The following is a 14024-nucleotide window of genomic DNA, read 5'->3' as shown; positions in this document are numbered from 1 at the left end:
GGGCCTGATCGACGGGCTGCGGCCCGGGGTGGCGCGGAGGGTGGCGCGAGGGGTGGCGCGAGCCATCGAAATCCCGTCATTCCCGTACCGGCGGTGATCGACGTCCAGAACGGGCCCACCGTGCAATCTCGGGTCTGACGAACCCTCAAGCGCCAATAAAATCAGACAACATCGGATAGGCGGCCGATCGGCGGGCGGGCCGTTCCGGATAGGCTCGGCTCAGCGTTCAAGGCTTTTTGACGGGGGCCGCCACGCCTTGCCCGGATGGTGGAATGCAGACACGGCGAGCTTAAACCTCGCTGGCCTTCGGGCCGTGCCGGTTCAAGTCCGGCTCCGGGCACTCCGCAGCTCTCGCGGGGATCCCCTCATTTAACTCCTGCGCTTCGCCACGCCTTCTCCTAAGATCCTCCTCCAGCAGTAGGGTGCTTTCTTTGCGAGCGCATTACTCTTGTTGCAAGGCCGCGCTCGGTGGCCACGGAGGAGTGAGATGAGGAGCAGTAACCCGGTCTTCTCGCGACGGGGGTTCAGCCGCGACAACGGCGGCTACGCGGGGTTTGACGCGCAGCCGCAGCAGGCCGGGACGAACCCGTACGCGACGAACCCGTACGCGACCGACCCGACCACGGGCATGCCGCAGGCCCCGGCCCGCGCCAACGTGATGACCATGGACGACGTCGTGAGCCGTACGGCCATGACGCTCGGCACGCTCATCGTGACGGCGACCCTTTCCTGGGTGCTGCTGCCGGTCGACCCGGCCAACCTCGGAATGTCGTACGGCATCGCGATCGGCGCCGCCCTCGTGGCGTTCGTCTTCGCGATCATCCAGTCGTTCAAGAGCAAGCCCGTCCCGGCCCTGATCCTGGCCTACGCGGCCTTCGAGGGCGTGTTCCTCGGCGTCATCAGCGCCGCGGTCAGCACCTACCTCGGCCCCGGCGTGGTCATGCAGGCCGTGATGGGCACGATGTGCGTCTTCGCCGCCGTGCTCTTCGCGTACAAGATGCGCTGGATCCGCGTCACCCGCCGCTTCTACGGCTTCGTGATGGCGGCGACGCTCGGCTTCATCCTCCTGATGCTCGTGAACACGCTGTTCGCGGTCTTCGGCGGCGGTGACGGCCTCGGCTTCCGCAGCGGCGGCCTCGGCCTCCTGTTCGGCGCCATCGGAGTCATCCTCGGCGCCTGCTTCCTCGCCCTCGACTTCAAGCAGGTCGAGGACGGCATCACCTACGGTGCCCCCCGCGAGGAGTCCTGGCTGGCGGCCTTCGCCCTGACGATGACCCTGGTCTGGATCTACGTGGAGATGCTGCGCATCTTCTCGATCCTCTCGGGCGACGACTAGCAGGACCCGCAGGCCGACCGACCGGCCCGCGCACAGCATGGGGAAGGCCCCGCGAGCACACCGCTCGCGGGGCCTTCCCGCATCCAGGGTGCGGGAACGTGATCGAGGGATCCGGGGATCGGGGGATCGGGGGAGAGGGCTCAGCCGAACCGGCGCGCGGCTCTGCGCAGGTCGTACTCGTGGATGATCGCCTTGGCCTGGCCGTACGACAGTTCGTGCGCGCCGCGCAGCCAGCTGACCTTCTCCTCGAACCGGACGAGTGAGGGGCCGTCGTCCACGGTGCGGAGCCAGTCGGAGACTTCACGACCGGTGGTCTGGGGGATTCTGTCGATCATGTTGCGGTGGGTGTGTTCGGAGAACTCTACGGACATGGGCGCCTCCGGAGGTATCGCCGTGCTGTTCTCTTCACGCCACCGTGCCGGAGAGTTCGCCCGTTGGCAATGGTGCCCGGGCGGCGCGTAGGGTCGGCCGCGTGCTTGATACTTCGCCCCTGAGCGCCGTCGTGGAACGTTTCGCCGACCGGCTGCGGGCCGCGCCGCAGAGCCGGCTGCAGCAGGGCGCCGCCGCCGCGGCGCTCGACCTCGCCCGCGAACTCTCCGTACGCGCCCAGCGGATCGAGACGCCCGGGCAGCCGCCGAAGGAGGTGCCGGACGCGGGGATCTTCGTGGTCGGCGACCAGGTGGCGGTGACCGGGCTGGACCTCGCGGAGGCGCTGCACGCCGCGCACGCCGCCACCCCGGACAGCGCGAAGGCCCCGTCCGCGTTGCTGGACGAGGCCGTGCGGCTGGTGGAGCAGGCGGAGATCAGAGCGATGCGATGACGCGGTCCGCGAGGATGTAGACGTTGCTGTCGGGGTCCTCGCTGTCGCCGCAGGAGAAGGTCAGCGCGTAGGCGCCGGAAATGCCCGAGCCGCCCAGCAGCACCGGCGCGGTGCCGGCGCGCAGGGCCTCGGCGAGGCGCTCCGCGGTCTCCCGGTGGCCGGGCGTCATGCACAGCGTCGTGCCGTCCGTGAAGACGTACACGTCGAGCGTGCCCAGCGGGCCCGGGCGGACGTCCGCGAGGGCCGTACGGGCCTCCGCGAGTTCCTCCAGGCGGTTCACGGTGCGCTCGTGGTCGGCGCCGGGGTGCGAGGCCTGGACGGGGACGAAGTCGGGGTGCGAGGGGTGGCGCCGGCGCGCGGCGGCCAGCTCGGCCGAATCCTCGGGGTACCCGGGAAGCTCGTCGAGGACGTCCTCGCCCATGACGGGCTCCAGACCCACCAGGTCGGCCTGCCGGGGCAGGAAGACCGGGCTGTCCTCGCCGAGCCCGGGCAGGCCGCCCAGCAGCGAGGGGGCGTCGGCGGCGTCACGGGCCTCCTGCGCGGCCCAGAAGGCCCGCGCCTCGGCGAGCTCGCGCTCGCGCTCCTCGGCGAGGGCTTCGGCCACGGCGGCTCGTATCTCCGCGGCGGGCGATTCCACGGCGCTGCGGGCGTGCGGGACGGTCGCACCGCGGGGGTGGACCGGCGCCGCCAGCTCAGTGCGCAGGGCGGTGACCTGCTTGCGCAGACCATGGACGGCGTGCAGCGCAGCAGCGCCCACGGCGGTGGCAGCGGCCGTGGTCAGCAGCAGGGCAAGAGACATGGCGCTCACTGACTAACTCCTGAGGTGATTCGATCCCCCGACTTCCTACATCAGAGTGTCCCGACCTGGGAATGCCGTGCAGTGCATTACGTCACGAAATGGACAGGGCTTTCGTCACACAGGCAGCACCTGTACCGGCTGTGACCTGCGTAAACACCGATCCCCCAGGAGATAGGTCACATCCTGGGGGAAATTTGGTCACAGGTCGGCCGCGAGCGGGTTAGATCCGGCGTCAGTACGCCGCAAGGGATCCGGCCGAATCCCTTGCGGCGTCTGGGTTCAACTCTTGATCGAATGAGCTCGGCCGCGCGTTTTCTCGGTCGCGCTGTGCTTCGCCACCGCTGCGGGCAGGTGTCGTCCCTCGTGCCTCGGGGCGACCCCTACCCTCCGCTACGGCTCAGCTCAGCCGCTCGTTTTCTTGGTCGCGCTGTGCTTCGCCACCGCTGCGGGCAGGTGTCGTCCCTCGTGCCTCGGGGCGACCCCTACCCTCCGCTACGGCTAGCTCAGCCGCTCGATGACCATGGCCATGCCCTGGCCGCCGCCCACGCACATCGTCTCGAGGCCGAACTGCTTGTCGTGGAACTGCAGGCTGTTGATCAGAGTGCCGGTGATGCGCGCACCGGTCATCCCGAAGGGGTGACCGACGGCGATGGCTCCACCGTTGACGTTCAGCTTCTCCAGCGGGATCTCCAGGTCCCGGTACGACGGGATGACCTGGGCCGCGAAGGCCTCGTTGATCTCGAAGAGGTCGATGTCGCCGACGGTGAGGCCGGCCCGCTTCAGGGCCTGCTTCGACGCCTCGACCGGGCCCAGGCCCATGATCTCGGGGGAGAGGCCGGTGACGCCGGTGGAGACGATCCGGGCCAGCGGGGTCAGACCCAGCTCGCGGGCCTTGGTGTCGCTCATGATGACCAGCGCCGCGGCGCCGTCGTTGAGCGGACAGCAGTTGGCGGCCGTGACCAGGCCGTCGGGGCGGAAGACGGGCTTGAGGCCCTGCACGCCCTCCAGGGTCACGCCGGCGCGCGGGCCGTCGTCCGTGGAGACGACGGTGCCGTCCGGGGTGGTGATCGGGGTGATCTCGCGGGCCCAGAAGCCATTCTTGATGGCCTCTTCCGCGAGGTTCTGCGAGCGGACGCCGAACTCGTCCATGTCCTGGCGGGTCACGCCCTTGATGCGGGCCAGGTTCTCGGCGGTCTGCCCCATCGAGATGTACGCGTCCGGGACCAGGCCGTCCTCGCGCGGGTCCTGCCAGCTGGAGCCGGTCGACTCGGCGACGGCCGCCGTACGGGCCTCGGCCTCGGTGAACAGCGGGTTGTGGGTGTCGGGCCAGGAGTCCGAGTTGCCCTTGGCGAACCGCGACACCATCTCGACACCGGCCGAGATGAAGACGTCGCCCTCGCCCGCCTTGATGGCGTGCAGCGCCATCCGGGAGGTCTGCAGCGAGGAGGAGCAGTAGCGGGTGATCGTGGTGCCGGGCAGGAAGTCCATGCCCATCTGCACCGCCACGATGCGGGCCAGGTTGTTGCCCTGCTCGCCGCCGGGCAGGCCGCAGCCGAGCATCAGGTCGTCGATCTCGCGCGGGTCCAGCCCGGGGACCTTGGCCAGGGCGGCCTGGATGATCGTCGCGGTCAGGTCGTCCGGCCGCACGTCCTTGAGGGACCCCTTGAAGGCGCGCCCGATGGGGGAGCGGGCAGTGGAAACGATGACGGCTTCGGGCATCGGGACTCCAAGGGGTGTGTTGCGGCTCTGAGCGGGACCGCAAGCGAAGTTACCGCCCCGTACGGTCCAGGTCACCGGCCGGGGCGTGTGACACGGGCCGCACTCGCCCGCGGCGTCCGACCGTACGCGCGCGACGCGACGGTGCGCCGCCGCGTCGCTGCGGCCTTGCGGACGGCCTTGCGGACGGCCTTGCGGACGGGCCTCGAGGGCGGCGTCGTGCCGGCCCGTGCCGGGCGCCGTGCCGGGCCCGTGAGCCCGTGCGGGTCGCCCGGCCCGGGGCTACGGCACCACGGGCTGCGCCGGGTCCGTGGCCGGCACCCGCCGCCTGCGGCGGTGCTTGAGCAGTACCCAGGGGCCGCGGACCGCGGTGACCTCCGTACCCGCCTGGCCCGCTGCGGCCGACGCGGCCTTCGCCACCGGCAGCATGTCCTCGTCGCGGGACACGTCCAGCCGGTCCGACTCCGGCCACAGGCCGAGCGCCGCGCACAGGGTGGGCAGCATGGCCATGGCGGCGGTCGCGTACCCCTCCGCCGACGGGTGGTAGGAGTCCGGGCCGAACATCTCGCGCGGGTTCGCGGCGAACTCGGGGCCCAGCAGGTCCCCCATGGAGACCGTACGGGCGCCCAGCGCGACCACTCCTATGGTCTGCGCGGCGGCCAGCTGGCGCGAGACGCGGCGGGCCATCCAGCGCAGCGGCTGGTACACCGGCTCGATCGTGCCGAGGTCCGGGCAGGTGCCCACGACGACCTCGGAGCCGGCCATGCGCAGTCTGCGCACGGCCGAGGTCAGCAGCCGCACCGACTGGGTGGGCGGCATCCGGCGGGTCACGTCGTTCGCGCCGATCATGATCACGCAGACGTCCGGGGGCGGCACGACGCCGTCCAGCAGCAGGCCGGCCTGCCGGTCCAGATCGTCGGACATGGCGCCCGAAAGGGCCACGTTGCGCAGCTCCACCGGCCGCTCGGCCACCGCCGCCAGACCGGAGGCCAGCAGGGCCGCCGGAGTCTGCCGGGCCCGCCGTACGCCCAGCCCGGCGGCCGTGGAGTCGCCCAGCATGCCCAGGCGCACGGGGCCCGGGCTCTGCTCCGGCCCGCCGAACTCGCTCCCGTACAGCCCGTCGGCGCGTGGCGGGTCCGGCAGCCCGGACCCGACCGCCCGCCTGGCGAACTGCATCTCGGCCACCACGAGCCCGACCGCGGCGGCCCCGACCAGCCCGAGGCCGCCTCCGCCGTACGCCGCCCCCGCCGCGATCCGGCGGGCTGTTCTCGCCCTGGACATCCTTCAGGCCACCTCCTCGGTCCTCATTGACCCCTACCTGCCCCGTACGGACGGTCGGCCAATCCCTTTCCGCATACTCTGGCCGGACCTCCCGGAGAACCCGTGGAGTCCCCTCCTTGGAGAACATGGTGCAATTCCACGACTCGATGATCAGCCTCGTCGGCAACACCCCGCTGGTGAAGCTCAACCGTGTGACCGAAGGCCTGCAGGCCACCGTCCTTGCGAAGGTCGAGTACTTCAATCCCGGTGGATCCGTGAAGGACCGGATCGCCGTACGGATGATCGAGGCCGCCGAGCAGAGCGGAGCCCTCAAGCCCGGCGGCACCATCGTGGAGCCGACCAGCGGCAACACGGGTGTAGGACTCGCCATCGTGGCCCAGCAGAAGGGCTACAAGTGCATCTTCGTCTGCCCTGACAAGGTGTCCATGGACAAGATCAACGTGATGCGCGCGTACGGCGCCGACGTCGTCGTCTGCCCGACCGCGGTGGACCCCGAGCACCCGGACTCGTACTACAACGTGTCCGACCGCCTCGCGCGCGAGCCCGGCGCCTGGAAGCCGGACCAGTACAGCAACCCGAACAACCCCCGTTCGCACTACGAGACCACCGGTCCCGAGCTGTGGGACCAGACGGACGGGAAGATCACCCACTTCGTCGCCGGTGTCGGCACGGGCGGCACGATTTCCGGTACCGGCAACTACCTCAAGGAGGTCAGCGGCGGGAAGGTCAAGGTCATCGGCGCCGACCCCGAGGGCTCGGTCTACTCCGGCGGCTCCGGCCGTCCGTACCTGGTGGAGGGCGTGGGCGAGGACTTCTGGCCGACCGCCTACGACCCGGACGTCACCGACGAGATCATCGCGGTGTCCGACAAGGACTCCTTCCAGATGACCCGCCGCCTCGCCAAGGAGGAGGGCCTGCTCGTCGGCGGCTCCTGCGGCATGGCGGTCGTCGCCGCCCTGCGCGCGGCCGAGGGCCTCGGCCCGGACGACGTGGTCGTCGTCCTGCTGCCGGACAGCGGCCGCGGCTACCTCAGCAAGATCTTCAGCGACGAGTGGATGGCGGGACACGGCTTCCTGGAGGACGCCGGACCCGCCGCGCGCATCGGCGACGTGCTCAGGGACAAGGAGGGCGGCATCCCGTCCCTCGTCCACATGCACCCCGAGGAGACCGTCGGCGAGGCCATCGAGGTCCTGCGCGAGTACGGCGTCTCGCAGATGCCCATCGTCAAGCCGGGCGCCGGTCACCCGGACGTGATGGCCGCCGAGGTCATCGGCTCCGTGGTCGAGAAGGAGCTGCTGGCGGCGCTGTTCGCCCAGCGGGCGGCGCTGACCGACCCGCTGGAGAAGCACATGAGCTCCCCGCTGCCGCAGGTCGGCTCCGGCGAGCCGGTGTCCGAGCTGATGGCGGTGCTCGGCGAGGCGGACGCGGCGATCGTGCTGGTCGAGGGCAAGCCCACCGGTGTGGTGAGCCGTCAGGACCTGCTGGCCTTCCTGGCCAAGACCGCGAAGTAGCCCGTAGGCGCAGGGAGCCGCTCACGGCCTTCGCGCAATCGGTACGGGCCCGACACGTGACGGCAGCACCGGCTTAACACGGCCGGGGCACAGTGGTGGTTGTCGGCAGGGAGGACCGGGAGACCGGAGCCCGGCCGGCACCACCGAACGGCGTACGCGCACCTCCGGAGCGGCTCCCGGATTGCGCGAGCGCCATGGACGCGGACGGCCCTGACCCGGCCGTGTCCTTCGCGGGGACCGCCGTCGTCCCGCCCCCCGGGCAACCGGGGGTGCGGCGGTCCCCGCGCAATACTTCAGCCCCGCCATCCAGCCCCGCCGGCCCTCGCGGCGCGGGGGTTCGGGGCAGCGCGCCCGCAGCGGACCCGCGCCCGGCCGACGGCCGGTCAGTCCAGGGAATCCCGCGTACCGCGCCGGAGGCGAGCGGCGTGGATGAAGTTCACGCCCACGATCCCCGCCCAGGCGACGATCAGCCCCGGCAGCCGGGCCTGTGCGACGGCGACCGCCGACAGCGGGATCGCCAGCACCAGCGTGATGATCGCGAAGCCGAAGCGTTCGCCGAAGTTCCCGTCCCCCGTGGCGGCGGAGTGCCCGCGGCCGTCGCCGCGGGCCGCGGCCAGGCGTTCCTCCGCGAGCCGGCGCCGGACCTGGGTGTCGACCTTCTCGACGAACGAGTCCACCAGCGCGGCCTCGTACTCCGGGCCCAGCTCGCGCCGGGCGTCCATCGTCGCGTCGAATTCCTTCTTCAGCTCTTGGGCGTGGGCGTCCATGTCCCCACCGTAGGAACCCCCGCGGGCCCCGGCACTGGGGCTATCCCCCGAATCGCCGGGAGCGGTAGTGCCCCCGCGCACCGGCCTCCGTATCCGCGGTCGCGTCGAGCACGCCAGGGCCTACGGCGTGATCACGACAGGGTCGGGGTCACCAGGGGATGACGCCGGCGTCGTTGAAGAACGAGCCGGTGGGGCCGCCGTCGGGCAGCGTGGCGAGACGAATGGCTGTGGCCGCGCCCTGCTCGGGAGTGCGGGACCCGTAGAAGCCGTTGAAGTCGGTCGCGACCAGGCCCGGGCAGGCGGCGTTGATCAGGATGTTCGTGCCGGCGAACTGCCGGGCGTAATGCACGGTTACGGCGTTGAGGAACGACTTCGTCGGCGAGTAGGCCGCCATGATCGGGCCGATGTCGATGTCGGGGTCCGCCTGCAAGGTCAGGGAGCCGACGGAACTGGAGGCGTTCACGATGCGCGGCGACGTCGAGCGCATCAGCAGCGGCAGCATCGCGTTGGTCACCCGGATGACACCGATGACGTTGGTCTCCACGACCGTACGGACCACGTCGAGGTCGAGAACGGTCGGGTCCTGCCCCCACCCCGGACCCGTAGGCGGTCCTGAGATGCCGGCGTTGTTGACCAGCACGTCCAGGCGCCCGGACTGCCGTTCGATCAGTTCCGCGGCATCGGTGACGCTCTGATCGCCGGTCACGTCCAGCGGCACCGCGAACGCGTCCACCCCGGCGCCGCGCAGCTTCTGGGCGGCGTCCTCGCGCCGGTCCTCATCACGGGCCCCCACGCCCACGCGGTACCCGAGGGCGCCGAGCCCGGCCGCGATTTCGTACCCGATTCCCTTGTTCGCGCCGGTCACCAGCGCGATCCTCGTTTCGCTCATGTCGTTGATGCTCGCTCGTGGACGAGCGGCGCATCCAACACCCATACGGTGCCCTGTGATACCCGGTAGGTATCACCGACGTACGCTGTGGCCGTGGACACCTTGGAGACTCGCGAGCTGAAGTACTTCACGGCCGTTGCTGAGGAACTGCACTTCGGCCGCGCCGCCGAGCGCCTCGGCATGGCCCAGCCACCGCTGTCCCGGGCGATCCAGCAGCTCGAGCGGCGCCTCGGTGTCTGCCTGCTGGAACGCAACCGCCGCGGCGTCTCCCTGACCGGCGCCGGAGAGGTGCTGCTGCACGAGGGCCGCGCAGCCCTCGACGCGACCACCGCTGCCGCTCGCCGCACCCGTCGCGCCGGTGGCACCGACGGTCCGGGCGGCCTCCGCAACCGCCTGGTGCTGGCAGTGAAGGCCGCCGCGTCTCACGAACTGCTGCAGAAGCTCCTCGACGCCTACGCGGCCGAGCCCGACGCCGCCGAGATCGAGGTGCTGCCGAGCGGCATGTGCGGGCAGGAAGAAATGCTGCGCGACGGCCGCGCTGATGTGGCGCTCATGTACACGCCGTACAACTCCCTCGCCGGGTTCGACAGCGAGGAACTGCTGACCGAGGGGCAGATCGCCATCCTGCCCGCCGGGCACCCCCTCGCCGCGCACAAGACTTTGTCGCTGGCCGACGTCAGCGACATCCCCGGCCTTCCGCTCGCCCGCTGGCCCCGCAACGGCACGTACCCACCCGGCCCGGGCCCCGAGATCCACGACCAGACGCAACTGGCCCAACTGATCGCCCTCGGACGCACCATGGCCATCTTCCCCGACTCCGCCCGCGCCCGGCTATGGGCCGAGCACACCGCCGTCCCTCTGACCGACGCACGCCCCATCGGCACCCACATCGTCTGGCCCCCGCACAGCCGCTCCCTCGCCCTCGCCGGGCTGATCCGCACGGCCGTACAGCTATGACCCTCGGCCTTCCCGCTCCGTCATCACCCTGACGACACGCTGAGCAACTTGTCGCTTCGCGGCAGCTTCGGCAGAACAGGGCCGTATCCGCATCGCGGGCACGGCTTGCCCCGCTGCATAACCGCATGCAAAGTGCTCCGTGACTGAATAATTCACCGGGACGGAGGGGACGGGATGAGTGACAGCCCGGCCGCGCGGCTGCAGAAGCTGTTCGAGGGGCACCGGCTGACGCCGACCCAGCGGCGGATCGCGCACTGCATGGTGCGCGGGGCGGCGGAGGTGCCCTTCCTGTCGAGCGTCGAGCTCGCCGACCTGGCCGGGGTGAGCCAGCCGTCGGTGACCCGCTTCGCCGTGGCGCTCGGCTTCGACGGATATCCCGCGCTGCGCCGACACCTGCGCGAGGTGGCCCCCGCCGAGCGGCCCGGGGCCGCGCACGACGACTCGTACAACGAGTACCAGCAGGCGGTCCTCGGCGAGATCGAGAACCTGCGGCAGCTGGCGGCGATGCTCGCCGATCCCGCCCCGGTCCAGGAGGCCGGGCGGCTGCTCGCCGCCTCGGCCCCGCTGCTGGTGCTCGGGCTGCGGGCGGCCTCGTCCCAGGCGCGCGGGTTCGCGTACTTCGCCTCGAAGGTGCATCCGGACGTACGGCTCCTCGACGAGGGCGGCACGATGCTGGAGGACCGCATCGACGCGGCGCTCTACGAGGGCGCCACGGCCCTGCTGTGCTTCGCGCTGCCCCGCCACCCGCGGGAGGTCGTGGACACGCTGGAGCGCTCGCGGCGGGCCGGCCTGACCGTGGTGACGGTCGCCGACTCGGCCTTCGCGCCGGTGGCCCGCCACTCGGACCTGCTGATTCCGGCGCAGGTCGGTACCGGACTGGCCTTCGACACGGCGTGCGCGCCGATGCTGCTGGGGCGGGTGCTGCTGGAGTCGATGGCGGACGCGCTGCCCGACGCGCAGGCGCGGCTGGAGGCGTTCGACGCGCGGGCGGCGGCACGGGGCCTGTTCGTGGAATAGCCCCGCGGCCTCAGCGGTAGTCGAGCTCCGCCAGCTCGTTCGCCAGCCGGTCGTGCAGCGCCGGGATCCGCAGGAGGACCGGCAGCAGGGTGTTGCGTACGGTGCGCAGCGCCCGGTTGCGGGTGGTCGCGATCCGGGTCATCCGGTCGGTGAGGGCCACCACGCGCAGGGCGACCGGGCGGCGGCGCGCCTCGTAGCGGTCGAGGTCGAGTCCGTCGGCGAGGACCTGCCCGAGGGCGTGGCCGTCCTGGATGCCGGTGTTCATGCCCTGGCCGCCGGCCGGGCTGTGCACGTGGGCGGCGTCCCCGGCGAGCAGCAGCCGGCCGGCGCGGTAGTGGTCGGCGACCCGGTGGTGGATGCGGAACCGGGAGGACCGGACGAGCTCGCGGACCGTGGCCTGGCCGGGGACGCGCTCGTCCAGCAGGGCCTGGACGAAGGCGAGGTCCGGTTCGGCCGGGGCCTCGTCGACGGTGGTGACGATCCGGTAGCGGCCCGCGGGCAGCGGGGCGACCACGGTGAGTCCGGCCGCGCCGAAGGCGAGCGAGACCTCCCGGCGGCCCGGGGCCCAGTCCATGACCACGTCGGCGAAAACGGGGTCGAGCTCGTCGAGGACCTCGAGCGTGCGGGCGTGCACGACGGCGGCGCGGGAGGTGTTCGCGCCCTCGGCCTGCCGGTCGAGGAGGACGAAGTCGACACCGGCCCGGGCCAGGGTCACGGCGAGGGCGAGGCCGGTGGGGCCGGCGCCGACGATGGCCACGTCCGTACGGGTCGGGAGTGCGGCGGTGCTGCTCATGCGGGCCTCCTCCGGTGGGCCAACGGTTGTTGGCCAACGACTGTTGACTCAAGAGTGCGCCCGCTTCGCTGGCATGTCAACGACTGTTGGCCTACGGTTGTTGGCATGACGGCGCGACGTACTTCCGACACGACCAAGACGGCCATCCTGCGGGCGGCGCGCGAGCGCTTCGCCGCGCAGGGCTACGAGCGCACCACCATCCGCGCCGTCGCGGCGGACGCGGGGATCGACCCCTCGATGGTCATGCGCTACTTCGGCAGCAAGGAGCAGCTCTTCGGGGCCGCCCTCGCGGTGGACCTGCGCCTGCCCGACCTGGGCGCGGTCCCGGCCGGGGAGCTCCCCGCCGCCCTCGTGCGCCACTTCGTGGAGCGGTGGGAGGGCGATCCGGCGGACGACGCCCTGCTGGTGCTGCTGCGCTCCGCGGTGACGAACGAGCAGGCGGCGGACCGGATGCGGGAGGTGTTCGCGGCGCAGGTCGCCCCGGCGCTGGCGGCTGCCGTCGGCCCCGAGCGGGCCGCGCGTGCGGCGGGGCTGGTCTCCGCGCAGCTGCTGGGGCTGGCCCTGACCCGCTACCTGCTGCGGCTGCCGGGGGTCGTCGCGCTGACCCCGGCCGAGGTCGTGGAGGGCCTGGCCCCGGCCCTGGCGGCCACCCTCTCCGGCTGAGGCCGTCGTCCGGCGCCCGCGCCGCGGCCGGGGGCGCAGCCCCCGGACCCCCGCGCCTCGAACGCCGGCGGGGCTGAAACGGCGCCGGAGCCCCGGGTCTTACAACAGGGCGTCGCGCAGCGTGCCGCCCGCTTCCGCGACGATCGCCGACGTGTCCTGCGCCGGGCGCACCAGGCGGAAGCCGACCTCGCCCGACTGTGTGACCGCGAAGCCGTGGACCGCCGGACGGGGGAGGCTGTTGTAGCCGTAGTGGGCCGTGAAGAAGTACGCGCCGGTGTCCGGGACGCCGATCAGGTCGCCGGGGGCGAGCCGCGGCAGCTCGCGCGCGGTGGCCAGCAGGTCACCCGCGAAGCAGGCCGGGCCCGCGATGTCCTGGGCCACCGGATCGCCGGCCTTCGGGGCGCCCTTCGCGTCGTACGGCAGGATCCGCACCGGCCAGGCCTCCGGGGCGTACGCGGTACGGGTCGCCACCTGCACCCCGGCGTGGGTGAGCGCGATCGGCCGGGAGCCGCTGGTCTTGGTGTACTCGACGCGGGCCAGCACCAGGCCGTGCTTGGCCAGCAGGCCCCGGCCGAACTCCGTGACCAGGCCGTACGAGCCGTCGAAGAGGGCCGGCGCCGCCTGGCGCAGGGCGGCGACGTACTGCGCGAACGTCGGGGTCTCCTCGTCCGAGGCGAAGTTCACCGGCAGGCCGCCGCCGATGTCGAGGGTGTCGACCTGGCGCCGCCCGGCCGCCGCGTTGATCTCCTCGGCCAGCGCGTGCAGCTCCCGTACGCCCTCGGCGATCCGGGCCAGGGGCACGCCCTGGGAGCCGGAGTGGATGTGCAGGCGGGTGAGCCACGGCCGGTCCAGGTAGGCCCGTACGAGCCAGTCGCGCGCGCCCGGGTCGCGCAGGGCGATCCCGAACTTCGAGGTCGAGGTCGCGGTGGACAGGGCGTCGATGGCTCCGGCGCCGGTCTGCGGGTTGATCCGCAGACCGATCGGGGTCGCGATCGGCGCGGGCGCCGACCCGGCGAGCGCGTCGAGGCGGGCGAGCTCCTGCGGGTTGTCGGCGTTGAGGGCGATGCCCAGGGCCAGCGCCTCGCGCAGCTCGGCCACCGTCTTGGCGGGGGAGTCCAGGACGGTCCGGGCCGCGGGGACCCCCGCCGCCCGGGCCAGCGCCAGCTCGCCGGGGCTGGCCACCTCGCAGCCGAGTCCGGCGTCGGCGAGCAGGCGCAGGACGGGGACGAGCGGGGCGGCTTTGACGGCGAAGGCGTGCAGGACGGGAGTGCCGGGGGGCAGCGCGGCGGCGAACGCGCCGGTCAGGGCGGCGGCGGAGGCCCGAATGCCGGCGATGTCCAGCAGGCAGGTCAGTGGCTCCGCGGAGTCGGCCCCGCCCACGAGGCCCTGCTCGACGGCGGCCCGTACGGCCAGGTCACGGCGCGCGGCGGCGCCGTCGCCCTCATGCGTGTGTGCGCCCATATCGGCCATCCCAT

The 14024-nt window shown here is 72.2% G+C and carries 14 protein-coding genes and 1 tRNA gene; 7 read left to right on the top strand and 8 right to left on the bottom strand.

Annotated elements, in window-relative coordinates; genetic code table 11:
- The first annotated feature begins 258 nt into the window (after positions 1–258).
- A tRNA-Leu gene (locus tag ACIQZO_RS35930) sits at positions 259–340 on the top strand.
- 147 nt (positions 341–487) lie between these two features.
- Positions 488–1336 (top strand): Bax inhibitor-1/YccA family protein, encoded by an 849-nt coding sequence (locus ACIQZO_RS35925; protein WP_403634820.1) that lies wholly within the window; start codon positions 488–490, stop codon positions 1334–1336.
- Between the two features lie 140 nt (positions 1337–1476).
- Here the strand turns inward: ACIQZO_RS35925 and ACIQZO_RS35920 are convergent, their stop codons facing one another.
- A complete protein-coding gene (locus tag ACIQZO_RS35920) occupies positions 1477–1707 on the bottom strand; it encodes a DUF4287 domain-containing protein (protein ID WP_399746273.1) in 231 nt (76 codons plus the stop codon).
- A 101-nt stretch (positions 1708–1808) separates the two neighbouring features.
- On the opposite strand from ACIQZO_RS35920, the gene ACIQZO_RS35915 reads away from it, so the two are divergent.
- Positions 1809–2156 (top strand): hypothetical protein, encoded by a 348-nt coding sequence (locus ACIQZO_RS35915; RefSeq protein ID WP_403634817.1) that lies wholly within the window; start codon positions 1809–1811, stop codon positions 2154–2156.
- Here ACIQZO_RS35915 and ACIQZO_RS35910 read toward each other — a convergent pair.
- The 3 genes from ACIQZO_RS35910 to ACIQZO_RS35900 all read right to left on the bottom strand — a co-directional run bounded on the left by ACIQZO_RS35910 (position 2140) and on the right by ACIQZO_RS35900 (position 5952).
- Positions 2140–2955, bottom strand: a complete 816-nt coding sequence (locus ACIQZO_RS35910; protein WP_403634881.1) for a hypothetical protein — start codon at positions 2953–2955, stop codon at positions 2140–2142. The genes ACIQZO_RS35915 and ACIQZO_RS35910 overlap by 17 nt on opposite strands.
- Before the next feature lie 498 nt (positions 2956–3453).
- On the bottom strand, positions 3454–4674 hold the full coding sequence (locus ACIQZO_RS35905; RefSeq protein ID WP_403634814.1) for an acetyl-CoA C-acetyltransferase: 1221 nt from the start codon (positions 4672–4674) through the stop codon (positions 3454–3456).
- Positions 4675–4953: 279 nt separating this feature from the next.
- Positions 4954–5952: an SGNH/GDSL hydrolase family protein gene (locus ACIQZO_RS35900; RefSeq protein ID WP_403634811.1), complete on the bottom strand. Its 999-nt coding sequence runs from the start codon at positions 5950–5952 to the stop codon at positions 4954–4956.
- Between the two features lie 128 nt (positions 5953–6080).
- Here ACIQZO_RS35900 and ACIQZO_RS35895 point away from each other — a divergent pair, with 128 nt between their 5' ends.
- Complete coding sequence (locus tag ACIQZO_RS35895; protein ID WP_403634878.1) at positions 6081–7463, top strand: cystathionine beta-synthase; 1383 nt, start codon at positions 6081–6083, stop codon at positions 7461–7463.
- Between the two features lie 383 nt (positions 7464–7846).
- On the opposite strand, the gene ACIQZO_RS35890 is transcribed toward ACIQZO_RS35895, so the two are convergent.
- Complete coding sequence (locus tag ACIQZO_RS35890; RefSeq protein ID WP_403634809.1) at positions 7847–8230, bottom strand: hypothetical protein; 384 nt, start codon at positions 8228–8230, stop codon at positions 7847–7849.
- Between the two features lie 148 nt (positions 8231–8378).
- Entirely contained in the window at positions 8379–9119 is a 741-nt protein-coding gene (locus ACIQZO_RS35885) for an SDR family oxidoreductase (protein ID WP_403634806.1), read from the bottom strand.
- Positions 9120–9212: 93 nt separating this feature from the next.
- Here ACIQZO_RS35885 and ACIQZO_RS35880 point away from each other — a divergent pair, with 93 nt between their 5' ends.
- Together ACIQZO_RS35880 and ACIQZO_RS35875 are read left to right on the top strand one after the other, a co-directional pair.
- Entirely contained in the window at positions 9213–10076 is an 864-nt protein-coding gene (locus ACIQZO_RS35880; protein WP_403634804.1) for a LysR family transcriptional regulator, read from the top strand.
- A gap of 174 nt (positions 10077–10250) precedes the next feature.
- Positions 10251–11093 carry a MurR/RpiR family transcriptional regulator gene (locus tag ACIQZO_RS35875; protein WP_403634802.1) on the top strand — a complete coding sequence of 281 codons (843 nt, stop codon included), beginning with the start codon at positions 10251–10253 and terminating at the stop codon, positions 11091–11093.
- A 10-nt stretch (positions 11094–11103) separates the two neighbouring features.
- Here ACIQZO_RS35875 and ACIQZO_RS35870 read toward each other — a convergent pair whose 3' ends face one another.
- Positions 11104–11886, bottom strand: coding sequence for an FAD-dependent oxidoreductase (locus ACIQZO_RS35870; RefSeq protein WP_403634799.1), 783 nt, complete (start codon positions 11884–11886; stop codon positions 11104–11106).
- A 105-nt stretch (positions 11887–11991) separates the two neighbouring features.
- Here ACIQZO_RS35870 and ACIQZO_RS35865 point away from each other — a divergent pair, with 105 nt between their 5' ends.
- The gene (locus tag ACIQZO_RS35865; RefSeq protein WP_403634796.1) at positions 11992–12549 is read left to right on the top strand and encodes a TetR family transcriptional regulator; all 558 of its coding nucleotides are present in this window, start codon (positions 11992–11994) and stop codon (positions 12547–12549) included.
- A gap of 99 nt (positions 12550–12648) precedes the next feature.
- Here the strand turns inward: ACIQZO_RS35865 and ACIQZO_RS35860 are convergent, their stop codons facing one another.
- A complete protein-coding gene (locus tag ACIQZO_RS35860) occupies positions 12649–14010 on the bottom strand; it encodes a diaminopimelate decarboxylase (protein WP_403634875.1) in 1362 nt (453 codons plus the stop codon).
- Positions 14011–14024 lie beyond the last annotated feature (14 nt).

Source organism: Streptomyces sp. NPDC097617 (assembly GCF_044761485.1).
GTDB lineage: Bacteria > Actinomycetota > Actinomycetes > Streptomycetales > Streptomycetaceae > Streptomyces.
This window is presented reverse-complemented; position numbering and strand designations above follow the sequence as displayed.

Excerpts from the sequence above, each read along its gene's own strand:
- ACIQZO_RS35920 (WP_399746273.1), bottom strand. The coding sequence starts at position 1,707 with ATGTCCGTAGAGTTCTCCGAACACACCCACCGCAACATGATCGACAGA.
- ACIQZO_RS35885 (WP_403634806.1), bottom strand. The coding sequence starts at position 9,119 with ATGAGCGAAACGAGGATCGCGCTGGTGACCGGCGCGAACAAGGGAATC.
- ACIQZO_RS35860 (WP_403634875.1), bottom strand. The coding sequence starts at position 14,010 with ATGGGCGCACACACGCATGAGGGCGACGGCGCCGCCGCGCGCCGTGAC.
- ACIQZO_RS35900 (WP_403634811.1), bottom strand. The coding sequence starts at position 5,952 with ATGTCCAGGGCGAGAACAGCCCGCCGGATCGCGGCGGGGGCGGCGTAC.
- ACIQZO_RS35890 (WP_403634809.1), bottom strand. The coding sequence starts at position 8,230 with ATGGACGCCCACGCCCAAGAGCTGAAGAAGGAATTCGACGCGACGATG.
- ACIQZO_RS35875 (WP_403634802.1), top strand. The coding sequence starts at position 10,251 with ATGAGTGACAGCCCGGCCGCGCGGCTGCAGAAGCTGTTCGAGGGGCAC.
- ACIQZO_RS35925 (WP_403634820.1), top strand. The coding sequence starts at position 488 with ATGAGGAGCAGTAACCCGGTCTTCTCGCGACGGGGGTTCAGCCGCGAC.
- ACIQZO_RS35910 (WP_403634881.1), bottom strand. The coding sequence starts at position 2,955 with ATGTCTCTTGCCCTGCTGCTGACCACGGCCGCTGCCACCGCCGTGGGC.
- ACIQZO_RS35865 (WP_403634796.1), top strand. The coding sequence starts at position 11,992 with ATGACGGCGCGACGTACTTCCGACACGACCAAGACGGCCATCCTGCGG.
- ACIQZO_RS35905 (WP_403634814.1), bottom strand. The coding sequence starts at position 4,674 with ATGCCCGAAGCCGTCATCGTTTCCACTGCCCGCTCCCCCATCGGGCGC.
- ACIQZO_RS35870 (WP_403634799.1), bottom strand. The coding sequence starts at position 11,886 with ATGAGCAGCACCGCCGCACTCCCGACCCGTACGGACGTGGCCATCGTC.